The organism is Curtobacterium sp. PvP017 (assembly GCF_054060195.1).
Genome location: NZ_JBSSCY010000001.1, coordinates 391218 through 409621 on the forward strand (window position 1 = coordinate 391218; position 18404 = coordinate 409621).

Annotated in this window: 17 protein-coding genes and 1 tRNA gene; 8 read left to right on the forward strand and 10 right to left on the reverse strand. The window is 70.2% G+C overall.

Going from position 1 to position 18404, the window contains the following annotated elements; all coding sequences use genetic code 11:
* The first annotated feature begins 134 nt into the window (after positions 1-134).
* Positions 135-2087 (forward strand): acetate--CoA ligase, encoded by a 1953-nt coding sequence (acs, locus tag ACVKXF_RS01835; protein WP_123313797.1) that lies wholly within the window; start codon positions 135-137, stop codon positions 2085-2087.
* Positions 2088-2165: 78 nt separating this feature from the next.
* Here acs and ACVKXF_RS01840 read toward each other — a convergent pair whose 3' ends face one another.
* Both ACVKXF_RS01840 and ACVKXF_RS01845 read right to left on the reverse strand, forming a co-directional pair.
* The gene (locus tag ACVKXF_RS01840) at positions 2166-2627 is read right to left on the reverse strand and encodes a RidA family protein (protein WP_263089851.1); all 462 of its coding nucleotides are present in this window, start codon (positions 2625-2627) and stop codon (positions 2166-2168) included.
* Entirely contained in the window at positions 2624-2782 is a 159-nt protein-coding gene (locus ACVKXF_RS01845; RefSeq protein ID WP_017888699.1) for a DUF4177 domain-containing protein, read from the reverse strand. The genes ACVKXF_RS01840 and ACVKXF_RS01845 overlap by 4 nt, the downstream gene beginning before the upstream one ends.
* Positions 2783-2832: 50 nt before the next feature.
* On the opposite strand from ACVKXF_RS01845, the gene ACVKXF_RS01850 reads away from it, so the two are divergent.
* The 7 genes from ACVKXF_RS01850 to ACVKXF_RS01880 all read left to right on the forward strand — a co-directional run bounded on the left by ACVKXF_RS01850 (position 2833) and on the right by ACVKXF_RS01880 (position 9431).
* Positions 2833-5394 carry a transglycosylase domain-containing protein gene (locus ACVKXF_RS01850; protein WP_123313799.1) on the forward strand — a complete coding sequence of 854 codons (2562 nt, stop codon included), beginning with the start codon at positions 2833-2835 and terminating at the stop codon, positions 5392-5394.
* Positions 5391-6347: a metallophosphoesterase gene (locus ACVKXF_RS01855; RefSeq protein WP_456794661.1), complete on the forward strand. Its 957-nt coding sequence runs from the start codon at positions 5391-5393 to the stop codon at positions 6345-6347. Before ACVKXF_RS01850 ends, ACVKXF_RS01855 begins: the two co-directional genes overlap by 4 nt.
* Positions 6348-6438: 91 nt before the next feature.
* A tRNA-Pro gene (locus ACVKXF_RS01860) sits at positions 6439-6512 on the forward strand.
* Positions 6513-6594: 82 nt separating this feature from the next.
* Positions 6595-7098, forward strand: a complete 504-nt coding sequence (locus ACVKXF_RS01865) for a hypothetical protein (RefSeq protein WP_456794662.1) — start codon at positions 6595-6597, stop codon at positions 7096-7098.
* A 95-nt stretch (positions 7099-7193) separates the two neighbouring features.
* Positions 7194-7724 carry a hypothetical protein gene (locus ACVKXF_RS01870; RefSeq protein ID WP_456794663.1) on the forward strand — a complete coding sequence of 177 codons (531 nt, stop codon included), beginning with the start codon at positions 7194-7196 and terminating at the stop codon, positions 7722-7724.
* Positions 7725-7782: 58 nt separating this feature from the next.
* Positions 7783-8817: a sensor histidine kinase gene (locus tag ACVKXF_RS01875; protein WP_340196468.1), complete on the forward strand. Its 1035-nt coding sequence runs from the start codon at positions 7783-7785 to the stop codon at positions 8815-8817.
* Positions 8814-9431, forward strand: a complete 618-nt coding sequence (locus ACVKXF_RS01880) for a response regulator transcription factor (protein WP_148061796.1) — start codon at positions 8814-8816, stop codon at positions 9429-9431. The genes ACVKXF_RS01875 and ACVKXF_RS01880 overlap by 4 nt, the downstream gene beginning before the upstream one ends.
* Before the next feature lie 101 nt (positions 9432-9532).
* Here ACVKXF_RS01880 and ACVKXF_RS01885 read toward each other — a convergent pair whose 3' ends face one another.
* From ACVKXF_RS01885 to ACVKXF_RS01920, 8 genes are all read right to left on the reverse strand, one after another.
* Entirely contained in the window at positions 9533-10582 is a 1050-nt protein-coding gene (locus ACVKXF_RS01885; protein ID WP_123313804.1) for an LLM class flavin-dependent oxidoreductase, read from the reverse strand.
* Positions 10583-10725: 143 nt separating this feature from the next.
* Positions 10726-11352: a thymidine kinase gene (locus tag ACVKXF_RS01890; RefSeq protein WP_456794664.1), complete on the reverse strand. Its 627-nt coding sequence runs from the start codon at positions 11350-11352 to the stop codon at positions 10726-10728.
* On the reverse strand, positions 11352-12053 hold the full coding sequence (locus ACVKXF_RS01895) for a response regulator transcription factor (RefSeq protein WP_035808846.1): 702 nt from the start codon (positions 12051-12053) through the stop codon (positions 11352-11354). The genes ACVKXF_RS01890 and ACVKXF_RS01895 overlap by 1 nt, the downstream gene beginning before the upstream one ends.
* On the reverse strand, positions 12040-13230 hold the full coding sequence (locus ACVKXF_RS01900; RefSeq protein ID WP_456794665.1) for a hypothetical protein: 1191 nt from the start codon (positions 13228-13230) through the stop codon (positions 12040-12042). Before ACVKXF_RS01900 ends, ACVKXF_RS01895 begins: the two co-directional genes overlap by 14 nt.
* Positions 13227-14477: a sensor histidine kinase gene (locus ACVKXF_RS01905; protein ID WP_340196464.1), complete on the reverse strand. Its 1251-nt coding sequence runs from the start codon at positions 14475-14477 to the stop codon at positions 13227-13229. The genes ACVKXF_RS01900 and ACVKXF_RS01905 overlap by 4 nt, the downstream gene beginning before the upstream one ends.
* Before the next feature lie 153 nt (positions 14478-14630).
* Entirely contained in the window at positions 14631-15737 is a 1107-nt protein-coding gene (locus tag ACVKXF_RS01910) for an Rv2578c family radical SAM protein (RefSeq protein ID WP_456794666.1), read from the reverse strand.
* Between the two features lie 47 nt (positions 15738-15784).
* Positions 15785-17272, reverse strand: a complete 1488-nt coding sequence (locus ACVKXF_RS01915) for a malate:quinone oxidoreductase (RefSeq protein WP_456794667.1) — start codon at positions 17270-17272, stop codon at positions 15785-15787.
* 59 nt (positions 17273-17331) lie between these two features.
* A complete protein-coding gene (locus ACVKXF_RS01920) occupies positions 17332-18384 on the reverse strand; it encodes an aspartate-semialdehyde dehydrogenase (protein WP_123292140.1) in 1053 nt (350 codons plus the stop codon).
* Between the last annotated feature and the right edge of the window lie 20 nt (positions 18385-18404).

Consider the following 18404-nt stretch of genomic DNA (forward strand, 5'->3'; position numbering starts at 1 on the left):
CCGCGACCAGGACACACCCGGACCCGCCCCGCGCCCCGCCCAAGCCACCGCTCGTCACGGAACCGCGCAGCGCACGGGCCGAGGGGTAGTCTCCGTGGCGCACCCTGAGGACGCAACGACGCGAAAGGACATCGATGTCCACTCCGACCCAGACCGACCACCGCGAGGACGACGGCGCCACCTTCCCGCCGACACCCGAGTTCGTCGCCGACGCCGTCGCGCACGAGGACCTGCACGAGTCCGCCGCCGCCGACCGCGAGGCCTTCTGGGCCGAGCAGTCCCGCAGCCTGCTCGACTGGCGCACCCCGTTCACGCAGACCCTCGACTGGTCCGGCGCCCCGTTCGCGAAGTGGTTCGCCGACGGCACGCTCAACGTGGCCGAGAACTGCCTCGACCGGCACGTCCGCGCGGGCAACGGGGACCGGGTGGCGATCCACTTCGAGGGCGCACCCGGCGACACCCGCCGGATCACCTACGCCGAACTGACCGCCGACGTGCAGCGCGCCGCGAACATGCTCACCGACCTCGGCGTCGGGCAGGGCGACCGCGTCGTCGTCTACCTGCCGCTCATCCCCGAGGCCGTCGTGACGATGCTCGCCGTCGCCCGCATCGGCGCCGTGCACTCGGTCGTCTTCGGCGGGTTCAGCGCGGAGAGCCTCCGCGCCCGCATCGAGGACGCCGGCGCGAAGCTCGTCGTCACGGCGGACGGCGGCTGGCGCCGCGGCGCGGTGTCAGCGCTCAAGCCCGCGGTCGACGAGGCGCTCGAGGGCGAGGGCACCGACAGCGTCGAGCACGTCCTGGTCGTCAAGCGCGGCGGCAACGAGATCGCCTGGAACGACCGCGACCTGTGGTGGCACGACGAGGTCGCGAAGGCCGCCCCGGAGCACACGCCCGAGGCCTTCCCCGCCGAGACCCCGCTCTTCATCCTGTACACCTCGGGCACGACCGGGAAGCCGAAGGGCATCGTGCACACCTCCGGCGGGTACCTGACCCAGGCCGCGTACACGCACAAGAACGTGTTCGACATGCACCCCGACAGGGACGTCTACTGGTGCACCGCCGACATCGGCTGGATCACCGGGCACTCGTACGTCGTCTACGGCCCCCTGGCGAACGGTGTGACACAGGTGCTCTACGAGGGGACGCCCGACGAGCCGAAGCCCGGCCGCTGGTGGGACCTCGTCGACTCCTACGGCGTCACCGTCCTGTACACCGCGCCGACCGCCGTGCGTGCGGCGATGAAAGCCGGCCGCGAGATCCCCGAGGCGCGCAGCCTCGAGACCCTCCGTCTGCTCGGCAGCGTCGGCGAACCCATCAACCCCGAGGCGTGGAACTGGTACCGCCAGGTCATCGGCCACGACCGCACGCCGATCGTCGACACGTGGTGGCAGACCGAGACCGGCGCGATCATGATCTCCGCCCTGCCCGGCGTCACGAAGCTCAAGCCCGGCGCAGCGCAGACGCCGCTGCCCGGCATCGTCGCGGAGATCGTCGACGACGACGGCAACCGTGCCGACCCCGGCGAGAGCGGCTACCTCACCATCACCGAGCCGTGGCCGTCGATGGCGCGCGGCATCTGGGGCGACCCGGACCGCTTCGTCGAGACGTACTGGTCGAGGTTCCCCGGCCGGTACTTCGCCGGCGACGGTGCACGGCTCGACGGTCAGGGCGACATCTGGATCCAGGGCCGCGTCGACGACGTCATGAACGTCTCCGGACACCGCCTGTCGACGGCCGAGATCGAGTCCGCCCTGGTCGGGCACGAGGGCGTCGCCGAGGCCGCCGTGGTCGGAGCCGCCGACGAGACCACCGGACAGGCGGTCGTCGCGTACGTCATCCTGACGGCGGAGGCAGCGGCGGACGTCGACCGCGAATCCGCATCGACCGAACTCCGCAACTGGGTGGGCAAGCGCATCGGTGCGATCGCGAAGCCCCGCCAGGTGGTCATCGTCCCCGAACTGCCCAAGACGCGCTCCGGCAAGATCATGCGGCGCCTGCTGCGCGACGCGGCCGAGGGCCGCCGCATCGGCGACACGACGACGCTGGCCGACCCGACGATCATGGCGACCATCGCGGAACTCATGTAGTCCGGGGAACGGAAGCAGGGCCTCCAGTCACATCCGGACTGGAGGCCCTGCTCACGTTCGTTCCGTCGGTCGCCGCCGTCAGGCGGTGAGCTCCACCACCAGCTCGACCTCGACAGGAGCGTCCAGCGGGAGGACCGCGACACCCACCGCGCTGCGCGCGTGGACGCCGGCGTCGCCGAAGACCTCGCCGACCAGGGTGGAGGCGCCGTTCGCGACCCCGGGCTGACCCGTGAAGGACGGCTCCGACGCGACGAACACGGTGACCTTGACGACCCGGGCGACGCGGTCGAGCGAGCCGGCGACCGACTCGACGGCGGCCAGGGCGTTGAGCGCGGCCACGCGGGCCTGTGCGGTGGCGGTCTCGGCGTCGACGGACGCCCCGACCTTGCCGGTGACGGGGAGTGCGCCGTCGACGAACGGCAGCTGGCCGGCCGTGTAGACGTACTGGCCGGTGACGACCGCGGGGACGTAGGCGGCGACGGGTGCGGCGACCGGCGGGAGCGTCAGCCCCAGCTCGGCGAGGCGGTCCGCGACGCTCATGCGTCGGCCTTCGGGCGCTTGAGGTACGCGACGAGCCCACCCTCGGGGCCGGTGACGATCTGGACCAGCTCCCAGCCCTCGTCCCCGTAGTTGTTGAGGATGGCGGTGGTGTTGTGGATCATCAGGGGCGTGGTGAAGTACTCCCAGCGAGTCATGCGGTTCCTTGCCAGCCTTTCAGTCGTGGGTGTCGTTTAGGCTGCATCCTATGTCTGCCCAGAAGACGTCTGCCTCGCGGACCAAGCCCGTCTCAGCAGTCGGCGCCTTCATCGGATTCGTCGGGTTCAGTGCCCTCGCCGGCCTGCTCGTCACGATCGGGGTCACCCCGGCCATCGCGGTCGCCGGTGTCACGACGACGTCGACGATCGGTGTGTTCGAGTCGCTGCCGGAGTACATCGAGATCGGTGACCTGCCGCAGCGCAACGAGCTGTACGCGTACTCGGGCGGCAAGTCGGTGCACTTCGCGACGCTGTACGACCAGAACCGGCAGGAACTGAAGTACGACCAGATCAGCGACCAGCTGAAGAACGCCGCCATCGACGGCGAGGACAAGCGCTTCTACAGTCACGGCGGCGTCGACATGACCTCGCTCATCCGTGCCGGCGTGGGCAGCATCGCTGGCGGGCTCGGCGACTCGGGCGGTGGGTCGACGTTGACCATGCAGCTCGTCCGCAACATCAAGATGAACGAGGCCCTGAACCTGCCGACCAAGAAGGAGCAGGAGAAGGCCTACAACGAGGCCGTCGAGCAGACCATCCCCCGCAAGCTCGAGGAGATGAAGCTCGCGATCGGGCTGGCGAAGAAGTACTCCAAGAAGGAGATCCTCACCGCCTACCTGAACATCGCCTACTTCGGCGACCAGACCTACGGCGTGCAGGCCGCGGCGCAGCACTACTACAACAAGAGCGCGACGAAGCTGACGCCAGCCGAGGCCGCGTCGCTGATGGCCATCGTGCAGTACCCCGAGGCACGCAACCTGTCGACCCCGAAGAAGTACGACGCCAACGTCGCGCGGCGCAACGTCATCCTGCGCTCGATGTACGACCAGAAGAACCTGACCGAAGCCGAGTACCGCACGGCCCGCCTGTCGAAGCCGGCGGACTACGTGCACCTGACGCAGCCCTCGCAGGGCTGCCGGGCATCGGTCGGCGACGGCTCGCAGTTCTTCTGCGACTACGCCAAGAAGGTCGTGCTCGAGATGTCGCAGCTCGGCTCGTCGCAGAAGGCGCGCGACACCGCGTGGCGGAACGGCGGCTACAAGATCCAGACGACGCTGAACATCGACCTGAACGCCGAGCAGAAGCAGCTCCTCAACACGTACGACAACAAGGCCGAGACGAGCCTGGCCCTGGGTGCGACGCTCAACTCGATCGAGGCCGGTTCCGGCCGCATCATCACCATGGCGCAGAACAAGGACTTCGACGAGTCCCTGAAGTCGGCACCGACCTCGACCTCGTTGAACTACAGCGTCGACTACAAGTACGGCAACTCCGGCGGGTTCCAGACCGGCTCGACGTACAAGCTCTTCACGCTGCTCGACTGGATCAAGACCGGCCACGGGCTCAACGAGACCGTCAGTGGTGCTGAACGTGTGGTCACGCCGTGGACCATCTGCGGTCAGACCGACTACACGAAGTTCGACGTCTCGAACGACGCTCCGGGCGAGGGCGGGAACTGGAGCGTGCTCGGGGCCACCGCTGGGTCGATCAACGGCGCGTTCGCGTCGATGGCCCAGAAGCTCGACCTCTGCGACATCCGGGACATCGCCCAGTCGCTCGGCGTGCACCGCGCTGACGGTGGCGAGCTGCAGTACCAGAACCCGTCGGCCATCCTCGGCACCAACGAGATCGCGCCGATGACGATGGCCGCGGCCTACGCCGCCGTCGCCAACAACGGCATCTACTGCAAGCCGATCGCCATCGACCAGATCACCTCGCCGTCCGGCAAGCAGCTCGGCGGCCAGACGAAGGACTGCCAGCAGGCTGTCGACCCCGCCTTCGCACAGGCAGCGATCTACGCCATGAAGGGCACGATCACCAGCGGTACCGCGCGCGGTGCTCAGACGCCGGACGGCACCCAGATGTTCGCCAAGACGGGCACGACCGACGAGGCTGACCAGATCTGGCTCGTGGGCGCGAGCTCACGCGTCGCCACCGCCTACTGGCAGGGCAACACCGACGGCAAGAAGAACAACCTCCGGCACTACAGCAACGGGGTCAACGGCACGTACGCCGGATCCCGTGCCGACGTCTGGCGTCAAGCGATGACCGCGGTCAACGCCACCTACCCCGCCGGTGCCTTCACGGACCCGCAGCCGACGGCGATCCGTGGCAACGCCAAGGCGCTGCCGAACCTGCAGGGGAAGACCGCTGACGAAGCCCGCGCAGCGATCTCCGGCGCCGGCTTCAACTACGTCGACGGTGGCGCCCGCCCCGGCACCGGCAACCCCGGTTCGGTGTCGTCGACCTCGCCGTCCGCCGGTGCACTCCTGTCCTCCGGCTCGAGCGTGACGGTCTACACCTCGGACGGGTCGCAGGCCAACGTGCCCGAGATCGGCGGGGACTCGCTCGGTGATGCCCGCTCGGCACTGAACGACGCCGGCTTCGGCAACGTCAGCGTGTCGGACGACTTCGCGAAGGGCGGCGGCAACAAGACCTGCAAGGTCGCGGCCGTCGACCCGGCGATCAGTTCGGCAGCGGACAAGAACGCCGGTGTGACGATCCAGCTCTACGGCGACAAGAACGGCAAGGCGCCCAAGGACTGCAAGTGACCCGCGGTCGCGCCGCGCTCGGGGTCCTCGCAGCCGGCGCGGCCGTCGGGGCCGCCTCGTTCGCCTGGGGTTCCCTGGTCGAGCGTCGACGCTTCGGCATCCGGTGGGAGACCGTCCCGGTCCTCCCTCCGGGGTCCCGTGACGTCACCGTCCTGCACCTGTCCGACATCCACATGGCTCCGTGGCAGGCCGACAAGCAGCAGTGGCTGCGCGACCTGTCCCTGGTCGAGCCGGACTTCATCGTCAACACCGGCGACAACCTCGGGCACCCCACGGCGAACGCCGCCGTGGAGTACGCACTGGAGCCGTTCCGGGGTGTTCCCGGCGTGTTCGCGTACGGGTCGAACGACTTCTTCGGACCGTCGCCGCGCAACCCGCTGAAGTACTTCTCCGGCCCGAGCCGCATGCACAGCGAGGCGAAGCCCGTCGAGCTCGACATCGACCGGCAGACGGCGTTCTTCGAGTCCCTCGGGTGGCTCGACCTGAACGACCACGCACACGCCATCGAGCTCCGCGGCTCACGGTTCGAGCTGTTCGGCACCTCGGACGCGCACCGCGACTGGGACCGGCTCGATCTGCTCCCCACGAACGTCGACGAGATGCGCGGCGAGGTCCCCTGGTCCGAGGACGAGGACGGCCCCGCCCCCGTCGCCATCGGAGTGACGCACGCGCCCTACCGCCGCGTACTCGATGCCTTCGTCACCCAGGGAGCCGACGTCATCTTCGCCGGGCACACCCACGGCGGTCAGGTGCAGGTGCCCGGAGTCGGTGCGCTCGTCACGAACAGCGACCTCCCCCGCCGGTACGTCAGCGGACTGCACAAGTGGGAGCACCGGAACCACTGGTCGTGGCTCGAGGTCTCGGCCGGTCTCGGCACCTCGATCTACGCGCCCGTGCGGTTCTCGTGCCGCCCCGAAGCGGTCGTCGTCACCCTCACCGCCCGCACCTCCTGACGACGCGCCCGGGAGTTCGCCGGATGGTCGTGAGCACCCCCGATCATCGGATAGACTTGTCGGGTTGCTCCGGTACGGAGTGATCACACCGCGGGGTGTGGCGCAGCTTGGTAGCGCGCCTCGTTCGGGACGAGGAGGTCGCAGGTTCAAATCCTGTCACCCCGACACTGTGTTGAGACAGTACGAAGAAGGCCCTGGTTCTCCGGAACCGGGGCCTTCTGCTTTTCGACGGATAGCCTCGACGACGATGGAACACTCGAGGTCCCGGCGCCCAGCAGCCATCGGTGCGATCGCTGTCGCGACCATGCTGATCGCCACCGCGTGCAGCAGTACGGCCAAGGTCACGCCCGTCATGGACGACTCCGTCCGCTCGGTGCGCGATCGTCTCGAGACCGTGGCTCGCACGAGCCGGAGCGCAGCGGACCTCGAACGCCGGATCCTCGACGGGGAGAGCTACACGCTGCTCCTGCTCGACGCGACGCCGCAGGAGATCCGGACGACGATGCCGTTCCCGTCGACCGTGATCACCGCCGTTCGACGTGACGGCGAGCGCGTCGACGTGGAGATGTACAGGACCGGGCAGGGCTCGTCCGGCGCCGGCTGGTTCGGCGACGAGTCCGTGAACGCAGTCGGGTGCGCCCGCCTGACAGCCCGACCTGGTCGCAACGCCACCGCGACGGGCGTGCAGTGCGGCGACACCGTACGAGCAGTGTTCGTGGATCCCTGGGTCGAGGTCCGACTCCGGCCCTGATCGGGGCAGGCGTCGTGACCCGATGTGTCCAGTGACCCATCGTGCGGCGTGCGGCGCCATCGCGCTGCGACACGGGCGATACGCTCGCGACCGTCATGGCGATGTTCATCCGGTGGTTCCCGACGAGCAGGAGCGGACTGATCATGCGGTCCTGGGTCGCCCATGTCCTCGCGTTCGTCACCGCACTCGTGCTGAGTGCGGTGAGTGCGCACAGCGCTGCGCAGTTCATCACGCATTCTTCGGGCCGGACAGGACTGCTGCCGCACCTGTTCCTGCCGGTGGTCCTCTGCGCGGTCCTGTCACTGATCTACGGACTGGTGATGACCAGGCGGACGATGGGCGATCGGCGACGATGGGCCACGGTCGGATCGCTCTGCGCGGTGATCCCGATCGTCGCGCTGTTCGGCTTCCTGACGCTCTTCGCGGTGCTCGGAACGGCGACGGACCCGCACCCGGCGGGTTCGGTCGTGTCCGCGAGCAGCCCGGCCATCGCGGCTTCGACGGTGCTCGTGTACACGACAGCTCTCGGCCGTCAGATGCCGTGTTGGGCGCGTTGCAGTGGCCTCGTCGTGGTCTCCGCTGTGCCGGTCCTCCTCGCGATCGCGCGGGTGTTGCTGGTGCCCTGATCAGCGAGCAGCACGCTGCTCGCTGGCAAATGGGACGCTGCGGTAGCCTGAGCGTGTCATGCAGTATCCGAGCGCGCACCTCGCAGCGATAGCCGAGCAGATCCGAGCGCAGTTCCCCGAGCTCGCCGACGACCCGGTCCTGACTCAGAACCTCGTCGACAACGTGACGTCGATGATCGCCGAGGCACATGCGCGCTACGCCGCCGGCGCCGCGGACAGCGTCGTGAGCAACACCTACCTCGATCCGGAGCACCTGGCCACCGGCTCCCTGCACGCCGAGCACGCGCAGCACCCTGCCGGCGCGATGCTCGCGGCGGAGATGCTCTTCGACGCCTACCTGCCGCTCTTCGTGGAGGAGGTCGGCGCGGAGTCCACCGCCGACGTCCTGCGTGCCACGAGGGCCCTGCACGCGGGTATCTGGAGCCGGTTCCCCGCCGGGGCCGTCGCCTACACCGAGGCGCTGCGCCAACGCGTCACGACGGCGCACCTGGACTCCCGCACGCAGATCGCGCGAGACCTGCACGACCGCGTGGCGCACGGCATCCTCGCAGGGCTCCAGCGGCTCGACCTGGTGCTGCTGACCGATCCCCCGTCGGCTGAGCGGGCGGCGCAGCTCGACGACGCCGCACGATTGCTGCGCGGAGCACTCGGCGACGTGCAGGACCTGGCGGTCAGCCTGCACGCCCGCGTCGGGGATGCACTGCTCGACGATGCGCTCGCCCGGCACGCCAGGGACCTCTTCCCCGACGACGACCGCTTGTCGTTCCGTGCCACGGGCACGCCCGAGCAGCTGCCGAACTGGCAGGCCGAGGAAGCACTGACGATCCTGCTCGAGGCGCTCACCAACCGGCGGAAGCACGCTCCGGACTCCACCGCCGAGGTGCACTTCGCGTGGACGCCGGCCGCCCTCGTCGTGACGGTCGCCGACGACGGTCCGGGCTTCGACCCCGATGCCGACGCCGACGGACGCCTCGGGCAGCAGACGATGCGCGAGCGGGCCGCGGTCATCGGCGCGCGACTCGACGTCGAGAGCAGCCCGAGCACCGCCAGCGGCACCACCGTGCGCCTGACGATCCCGCGGGGCACGCTGTGACCGTCACGCACGTCGCCATCGTCGACGACCACCAGCTGTTCCGCGAAGGACTGGCCACGATCCTCGCCGCCGTCCCCACGATCCGTGTGGTCGCACACGCCGAGCGTCCGTCCGACGTGCTCGACTCCCCCGAGGCGGCCGCCATCGACGTCCTGCTCCTCGACGTCGAGCTCGACGGTCCGCCGGCGCGCACCACGATCGCCACGGTCCGCCGCACCCGTCCGGACATCCGCGTGGTGGTGCTCACGATGCACCGCGACGCCGTCCTGCGTCGGACGCTGCTCGACGCCGGCGCGGTCGACTTCGTGACGAAGGACACCCCGAGCCGCGAACTCGTCGACCGCATCGCCCGCGCCGCGCACGCCGATGCCGCACCGGTGACGTTCCCGGTCGACCTGGTCACCGAGGCTCGCGCGGGGTCACCGCTCAGCGACCGCGAACTCGAGGTCCTGCGGCTCCTCGCGGCCGCGCGCACCAACGCCGAGATCGCGGCGGACCTGCAGCTCGCGATCGGCACGGTCAAGCGGCACGTCTACAACGTGTTCCGGAAGCTCGACGTCGGTTCGCGGGTCGGCGCCGTGGCTGCGGCGACGCGCCTCGGCCTGCTCAGCTGAGGTGTCACCCCACCTGGTGAGCAGAAATGGTCGGGTGCCCGAGGGCGACCCGACCATTTCTGCTCACCAAGCGAACGAACGAACGAACGAACGAGAACGCGCTAGACCGACGCGGCCGCCGCCGCGCCTGCGGGCACGAGCCGCCCCGCGGCGTGCAGCCCCGCCACGACGTCGAGCGCCTGGTGCCGGTACCGCGCCTGGGCAGCACCCGGAGCGACGATCACGCCGTTCGCCCCGGTGGACGCCACGAGCGCGTTGATCTTGTCCGCCACCTGGTCGGCGGTGCCGTACGCCTGGCGCTCGGTGCGGGCGGCGATGAACCGACGCTCGAGGTCGGTGAACTCGTACGCACGGGCCTCGTCCATCGAGACCGGCTCGGGCTTCGCCCCCTGCCGCATCCGGATGAACGAGATCATCCCGGGGGCACTCTGCTCGTCGACGACTACCGGGTCCTCGTCGGTGACGACCTGCACGCCGATGAGGGCGTTCGGGGTCTGCCGGAAGCGAGAGGGCCGGAACGAGTCGCGGTACAACGCGAGCGCCGCCTCGGTGTTGTCCGACGCGAAGTGGTGGGCGAAGGCGAAGGAGACGCCGAGCGCGCCGGCGACCTGCGCGCTGTACCCCGAGGACCCGAGCAGCCAGAACTCCGGCACGTCGCCGTACCCGGGGACCGCACGGATGCGGGACAGCGGGTTCGACTCGTCCATGCCGGTGAAGAACCCGATCAGGTCGGCGAGGCGGTCCGGGAAGTCGTCGACGTCGAGCCGGTCGGTACGGCGCAGCGCCATCGCGGTCGCCCCGTCGGTGCCCGGCGCACGGCCGAGCCCGAGGTCGACACGGTCGCCGTACAGCGCACGGAGCGTGCCGAACTGCTCGGCGATCACGAGTGGCGCGTGGTTCGGCAGCATGACGCCGCCGGACCCGATGCGGATGGACGAGGTGGCCGCGCCGACGGCGCTGAGCAGGACCGCCGGGGCCGACGAGGTGATGCCGGGCATGCCGTGGTGCTCGGCGACCCAGAACCGCTCGTAGCCGAGCTTCTCGGCGTGGACCGCCATGTCGATCGAGCCCTGCAGGGCCTCGGTGTTCGACTGGCCGTACTCGCGCGTCGCCAGGTCCAGGACGGACAGGTGCAGGGTGTCGTCGCTCATGTGGTTGCCAACGCGCGCCGCGTCGCTCGCATTCCGCGTGCCCTGGACGCATCTGACGGACGGACGGGAGGCCCGTGGCGGGGCCGCCCCGCGCCTCCCGGCCGTCCTCCGCTCACCTGCAGGACGCGACGCGGCAGGACGTGTCAGGCGCCGTCGAGGCGGCCGCCGGACTCCGTCAGGTAGCAGTTGGCGCAGAGCGACTCGTACGCGACGTCGACGCCGTCGATGGCCACCTGCGAGCCGTCGAACACGAACCGGCCGCCGACGGTGCGGGCGTTGAAGACGGCCTTGCGACCGCAGCGGCAGATCGTCTTGAGCTCTTCGAGCGAGTGCGCGACCTCGAGCAGGCGCGCACTGCCGGGGAACGCCTCGGTGCGGAAGTCGGTGCGGATGCCGTACGTGATCACCGGGATCTCGTCGAGGACCGCGATGCGCAGCAGGTCGTCGACCTGCTGGGGGGTGAGGAACTGCGCCTCGTCGACCAGGACGCAGCTGACCGCGCGCACCATGCCGTCGAGGCGGCCCGACTCGGGGTCGACCGCACCGGCGGCGGCGACCGCGGACCGGACGTCGGCGTCGGGTGCGAAGACCAGGTCGACGGTCCGGGTCACGCCGAGGCGGGACACGATCTCACGGTCGCCCTTGGTGTCCACCGCGGGCTTGGCGAGCAGGACCCGGTGCCCGCGCTCCTCGTAGTTGTAGGCAGCCTGCAGGAGCCCCGTGCTCTTGCCGCTGTTCATCGCGCCGTAGCGGAAGTAGAGCTTCGCCACTACGCGAGGAACCCGTCCTCGGCGGCCCGCCGGATCAGGTCGGACTTCTTCGAGGCGGGACGGCCGACCTTGCTGTACTTCTCGCGCACCCGGCGCAGGTAGGTCTTCGCGGTCTCGTACTGCACGTTCATCTGCGCGGCGACCTCGTTGGTCGAGTAGCCGGACACGTACAACCGCAACGCCTCTTCCTCGCCCGCACTGAGCTTCGGACGCTGGTGCGCGGCCGCCCCGGTGGGCAGCGGACGCCATTCGCGTGGCTGGGGTGTCTCCCGTGCGACGCCCATGATCTCGCGGGCGACGTCCATGACCTCGCGCATCGGCAGGGACTTCGACAGGAACGCCGCCGCACCTGCTGCCAGGGCACGGTCGCGGGACTCGCGGCTGTCGACGCTGGAGAGCACGATGACCTTCGCGCCGGCGGCACGGCAGGTGCGGACACGGGCCTCGATCGACACGGGTTCCTTGAGCTGGAAGTCGAGGAACACCAGGTCGGTCGGGAAGCTGTCGCTGTGGACCATCTCGAGCCAGGTGTGCGCGGTCAGGGCCAGGTCGAAGTCGAACGCGTTCACCGCGATCCAGCTCGACAGGCTGTCCAGCAGCACCTCGTGGTCGTCGAGGATGGCCAACCGCACACGTCGTGCCCCCGGGTTCGGGAGGGACGGGGACCCCTCCGAGAGCCTGTTCGGGTCAGTGCTGGTCATAGGAGAACCTTAGTGCGAGGGCGGACGGACGAACCGCGACGTCGAGGTCGGGGAACGTCACACGGAGGACGGCGAAGTAGGGGTCGAAGGTGCGGTGGATCCCGATGTCGGAGTCGGCCACGGCGAGGTCGAGTTCGAGCAGCACGCGGGCGGCTCCGGTGCGGGCGTGATCGGCGCGGGTGGCCACGTCGTCCTGCTCGTCCGCGCGCCGGATCGTCGCCCGGAACCCGGCGGGGTCGACGGTCGACGCACGGAACGCCGCCCGCAGGAACGTCCGCACCACGGAGCGCTGGTCGGCGTCGAGCACGGCGGCGAGTCCGTCCGGGTCGTCGACCACCGGAGCGTCCCCGCCCTCGATCCGCACGGCCTGCTCGAACCACGTGCGGTCCGCATCGGCGACCATCGCCCGGCGGATGCCATCGGCGATCAGTCGGGCCCGTGCGCGGTCGGCGTCGGTGATGACCTCGCGCGTGCGGAGCTCGGCGAAGAACGGCGCGACGTCGCGGGCCAGGATCGTCGACCGGTCCTGCTGCACGCTCGCTGCGATGCCGTCCCGCTCCGCACGCTCGACGGAGTAGGAACCGGCCCGGATCTGCACCCGCTCGGCCAGGCCGGCGAACGTCCACGCGAACACCGCCGACGCCGCCGTCAGCACCAGGGTCGGTGCCGCCGCCAGGAAGGCTGCGACGGCGACGGGGATCTCGTGGGGGAACGTCGCTGCGCCCACGCCCCAGGTCACGGCGTTCACCACGGCGAGCAGGGCTCCGCCGATGGTCAGGTCCGTCCACGGCCGGTAGGGCGCGACCATCACGATTCCGGTCGCCGTGATGAGCGACATGAAGTCGTTCAGGGCACTGCGGTCGGGGCCCCACTGCGCGGCGACGCTCGTCACCGACGCCAGGCCGAGCAGCCCGACGTGTGCGACGAACGCCCACCGCGGGAACGGTGCGCGGAACGGACTCGAGGCGGTGAACACGACCGCTGCCGACGCCGCGACCAGGATGACGGTGAGCGCGCTGAGGGTGGGGCTGCCCACGACGTCGCGGTCGAACACGGACACCAGGAGCGCCCAGACGATGCTGAAGGCACCGAGGCCGATCGCGAGCGGACGTGATCCCATCGCGCCGAGCGGGTCGTACTGCTGCGCGGTCCGGCGGGCTCCGGTCGTGGCGCTCACCGGTCGGTCCCCCGCCCGCCGAGCTCACCGGGGACGACGGCGTCGACGTGGCCGGGGGCGACGGTGTCGACCGTGTCGGTGACCGGCCCGAACGGCACCGTCATCATCACGCTCGTGCCCGAGCCGGGCGACGACCAGATCTGCACGTCCCCGCCCACCCGGGCGATGCGGTCGCGCACGGAGCCGCGCAGTCCCATGCGGTCGGCGCCCGTGGTGTCCTCGTCGAAGCCACGACCGTCGTCGACCACCATCACGGTGCACGACGTTCCGTCGTCGAAGACGCTGACCTCGGCCGCGTCGGTGCCGGCGTGCTTGCGGACGTTGGCCAGGCACTGCCCCACGGCACGGACGAGCGCGGTGACCGCACGCTGGTCGAGCCGGTCGAGGGCGGACGGATCGCCGGACACCGTGACGTCGAGACCGGCCGCGCGGTGCTCGTCGACCATGACGGCGAACGCGTCGACCGCGGCGCCGGGCCGCTGCCGCGCGGCCGGTGCGAGCCAGCCCTTGCCGGTCAGGACGGCGACGTCGGCCTCGACGGTCCGGGCAAGGTGGGGGTCCATCGGACCGTCGGGTGCCAGGGCGATCGCGTTGAGGTGGTTCAGGACGGTGTCGTGCAGGATCGCAGCCGCCTCGGCCTCGACGCCGGCACGGTACGCGGAGACGTGCTCCTCGCGCGCCGACCGCAGCAGCTCCGGCTGCACCCGCTCGGAGCGACCCGTGCTGCGGCTCGTGAACAGGACCAGCACCACCACGAAGCCGAGCGTCACCCAGGCGAGCACGAGCGGACGCGGTGGGCTGTCGGCCTGGACGATCGCGATCCACGTCGCGACCCGACCGGTCAGGAACCCGAGGAAGGACCACAGCACGACGCGGCTCGGCACCGCGCCGGCGCCACCGACCAGGATGAGCGGGATGACCGCCAGCGACAGCAGGTACGAGGTGACCCAGCCCAACGGCACCTGCTGTTGCACGACGGTCGCGAACCACCAGGCGCAGACGCCGCCGACCACCAGGAACGCGACCGCGGAGCGCCAGGTGCCGAACTGCACGTGCACACCGATCATGCCGAGCATCGGGACGAGTGCCAGGACCGCGCCGATCACCTGGACGTCGGGCTCGGACAGCCGGTACAGCAGCAACGCGATCGCCGCCGCCACCAGCGATCCGATCGCACCGGCGTGGAACGCCCGCACCGTCGACCACGCGTTCACTCGCGGTGCGAGGTGCGTGGGGATGCCGAGCACGAGGTGGGTCCTTCCGGGTGGCGGGATAGCCGCCCACGATCCAACACCGCGGCGCTGACCGTGTACCCCGAAACCTGGGCAGTTCGGCGACCCGCTCGATGATACCGGCCCCCGCCGAGTACCACTGTCCCCCGAACGCGGAGCGCCTGGTGCTCAGAACAACGTCTGCGTCGCCACCGGTCGGAGCAGTCGTCGGTCGAACCCCGGATCCGCGCGCTTGAGCGGCGACGTCGTGGGGATCGACTGCTCCTGCGGCACCGTCGAGGGATCCGAGAAGCCCATCGACCCCGTCGCCGGGTCGACCCGCCCGAGGCCGACGCCGTGCGCCGCCAGGATCGGCCGGATGCGCTCCGAGAGCCAGCGGCGGTAGTCCTTCGGCGCGTAGGTGTTGTCGAGGTACATCGCCCGGTAGCGCGCGACCAGGTCGGGCCGTTCCCGTCCGAGCCACTCGAACCACCACGGCTTCACGCCCGGCCGCAGGTGCAGCGCGGAGTACATGACGCTCGTGGCCCCGGCAGCCGCAGCCCGACCGACGGCGTCGTCGAGCTGCGCACGGGTGTCGGTGATGTACGGCAGCACGGGCATGAGGAACACCGCACAGTCGAGGCCCGCGTCACGGATCGCCCGGACGGTGGCGAGCCGCGCCGCCGTCGTGGGCGTCCCGGGCTCCACCGACTGCTGCAGGTCGTCGTCGTACACGGCGATCGACATCGCCAGGTCGACCGGCACCACCTTGGCGGCCTCGGCCAGGAGCGGCAGGTCGCGCCGGAGTAGTGTGCCCTTCGTCAGGATGCTGAAGGGCGTCCGGCTGTCCGCCAGCGCCTGGATCACCCCGGGCATCAGGCGGTAGCGGCCCTCGGCTCGCTGGTACGGGTCGGTGTTCGTGCCGAGCGCGATCGGGTGCCGGTCCCACGTCGGCTTGCCGAGCTCACGCCGCAGGACGTCGGCGACGTTCGTCTTCACGACGATCTGCTGGTCGAAGTCGGCTCCGCCGTCGAACTCGAGGTAGGTGTGCGTCGGCCGCGCGAAGCAGTACACGCACGCGTGGCTGCACCCGCGGTACGGGTTGATGGTCCAGCCGTAGGTGCCGGAGCCGTCGGCGCTCGGCACGCGGTTCAACGCGCTCTTCGCCAGGACCTCGTGGAACGTGACGCCCGCGAACTCCGGCGTGGTCACACTCCGGACGAAGCCGCTGTTCGACTCCATGCCCGGCAGCGCATCGCTCTGCCCGGCATCGATCGCCTGTCCACTCCACCGCATGCCGCCATTCGAACACATGTTCGAACGCGTCGCAAGCGGCGTGGCGGTCAGTGGTGCAGGCCGAGCACCTTCGCCGTGCGCTCGAGGGTGGCGTCGGCCAGGGCGGCGTCGTCGCCGAGGTCCTGCCCGTAGGTCGGGACCATCTCGTGGACTGCGTCCTGCCAGCCGTCCCAGCGCTCCGGGAAGCAGGTGCGGAGCAGGCCGAGCATGATCGGCACCGCGGTCGACGCGCCCGGCGAGGCGCCGAGGAGCCCGGCGATCGAACCGTCGGCAGCGGTGATGACCTCGGTGCCGAACTGCAGCACCCCGCCCTTGTCCTTGTCCGGCTTGATGACCTGCACCCGCTGGCCGGCGATGATCTTGTGCCAGTTCTCGGGCTCGGCGTTCGGCATGAAGTCGCGCAGGGCGTCGAACTTGGTCTGCTTCGAGGCGAGCAGCTGGCCGACCAGGTAGCGCACCAGGTCGAAGTTCGAGAACGCGACGCTCAGCATCGGGCGCAGGTTGTGCGGCCGGATCGACTTGAAGAGGTCGAGCAGCGATCCCTGCTTCAGGAACTTCGGGCTGAACCCGGCGTACGGGCCGAACATGAGCGATGCGCTGCCGTCGACGATGCGGGTGTCCAGGTGCGGCACCGACATCGGCGGTGCTCCGACGCTCGCCTTGCCGTAGACCTTGGCGGCGTGCTTCTGCACGACCTCGGGGTCGTCGGTGCGCAGGAACTCACCGGAGACCGGGAAGCCGCCGTAGCCGCGGATCTCCGGGATGCCCGACTTCTGCAGCAGCTGCAGGGCCCCGCCACCGGCACCGACGAAGACGAACTTCGCGGCGATCTTCTGGGTCGACCGACCGACCTCGTTCAGGACGTCGAGCGCCCAGCCGTCGAAGTCCTTGCCCCGCGTGATGTTCTTGACCTGATGGTTCGGTTCGAACTCGAGCCCGTCAAGCTCGAGCTGGTCGAACAGCTGCCGGGTGAGCGATCCGAAGTCGACGTCGGAGCCGGCCGCCGAGAAGGTCGCCGCGATCGGCTGGTCCTTCTTGCGGCCGGGGATGAGTGCCGGCGCCCACTTGCGGATCTGCGCGGGGTCGTCGGAGAACTCGATCCCGGCGAACAGCGGGTGCCCCTGCATCGCCTCGTACCGCTTGCGCATGTACTCGACGTTGTCGGCGCCCCACACGAACGAGATGTGCGGGGTCGGGTTGATGAAGCTGGACGGATCGGGCAGCGTGCCGGTCTCGACCAGGTGCGACCAGAACTGCCGCGAGACCTGGAACTGCTCGTTGACCGTGACGGCCTTCGCGATGTCGACGCGACCGTCGGCGAGCTCGGGCGTGTAGTTCAGCTCGCAGAGCGCGGAGTGCCCGGTGCCGGCGTTGTTCCACGGGTTCGAGGACTCCTGCGCGACGGTGCCGAGGCGCTCGTACACCCGGATCTTCCACGACGGCTCGAGCCGGTGGATGATGGCGCCGAGGGTGGCGCTCATGATGCCTCCCCCGACGAGGACGACATCGATCGGATCCACCTGCTTCACTGCCACCCGTCGATCCTACCGGCGTCCGCCGACAGGCCGGTCAGCCGCGCACGGCGACCGTTCGGCTACGCGGCGACGGTGCGGCGCGCGACGATCGCCTCGGCGATCTGCACGGCGTTCAGCGCGGCACCCTTGCGCAGGTTGTCGTTGCTGACGAACAGCGCGAGCCCACGGCCCTCGGGCGCGGACTGGTCGGCACGGATCCGACCGACGAACGCGGGGTCCTGGCCGGCGGCCTGCAGCGGCGTCGGCACGTCGGAGAGCTCGACGCCGGGTGCGCTCGACAGGATCTCGGTCGCACGCTCGGGCGACAGCGGACGCTCGAACTCGGCGTGCACCGAGATGGAGTGACCGGTGAACACCGGAACCCGCACGCAGGTACCGGCGACGAGCAGGTCGGGCAGCTCGAGGATCTTGCGGCTCTCGTTGCGGAGCTTCTTCTCCTCGTCGGTCTCGCCGAGGCCATCCTCGACGATGCTGCCGGCGAGCGGCACGACGTCGAAGGCGATCGGGCGGACGTACTTGACCGGCTCGGGGAACGTCACGGCGGAACCGTCGTGGGTGAGCGCGGCGGTGTCCTGTTCGAGGGCGGCACGCGCCTGACCGAGCAGCTCCTCGACGCCGGCGAGCCCGGAGCCGGAGACGGCCTGGTAGGTCGTGGCGACCAGACGGCGGAGCCCGGCCTCGGTGTCCAGCACCTTGAGTACCGGCATGATCGCCATGGTGGTGCAGTTCGGGTTCGCGATGATGCCCTTCGGGGCCTGGTCGATCGCGTGCGGGTTGACCTCGCTCACGACGAGCGGGACCTCGGGGTCCATGCGCCAGGCGCTCGAGTTGTCGACGACGAGCGCCCCGGCGGCGGCGAACTTCGGCGCGAGGGCCCGCGAGGCCGTGGCACCGGCGGAGAACAGGGCGATGTCGATGCCCGACGGGTCGGCCAGCTCGGAGTCCTCGACCACGATCTGCTCGCCACGGAACGGCAGCGTCGTGCCGGCGGACCGGGCGCTCGCGAAGAACCGGACCTGGTCGGCCGGGAACGCGCGCTCCTCGAGCAGACGACGCATCACGGCGCCGACCTGTCCGGTGGCGCCGACGACGGCGACGGTGAGGGTGCTCATGCGGTGCTCCTGGTGTTCAG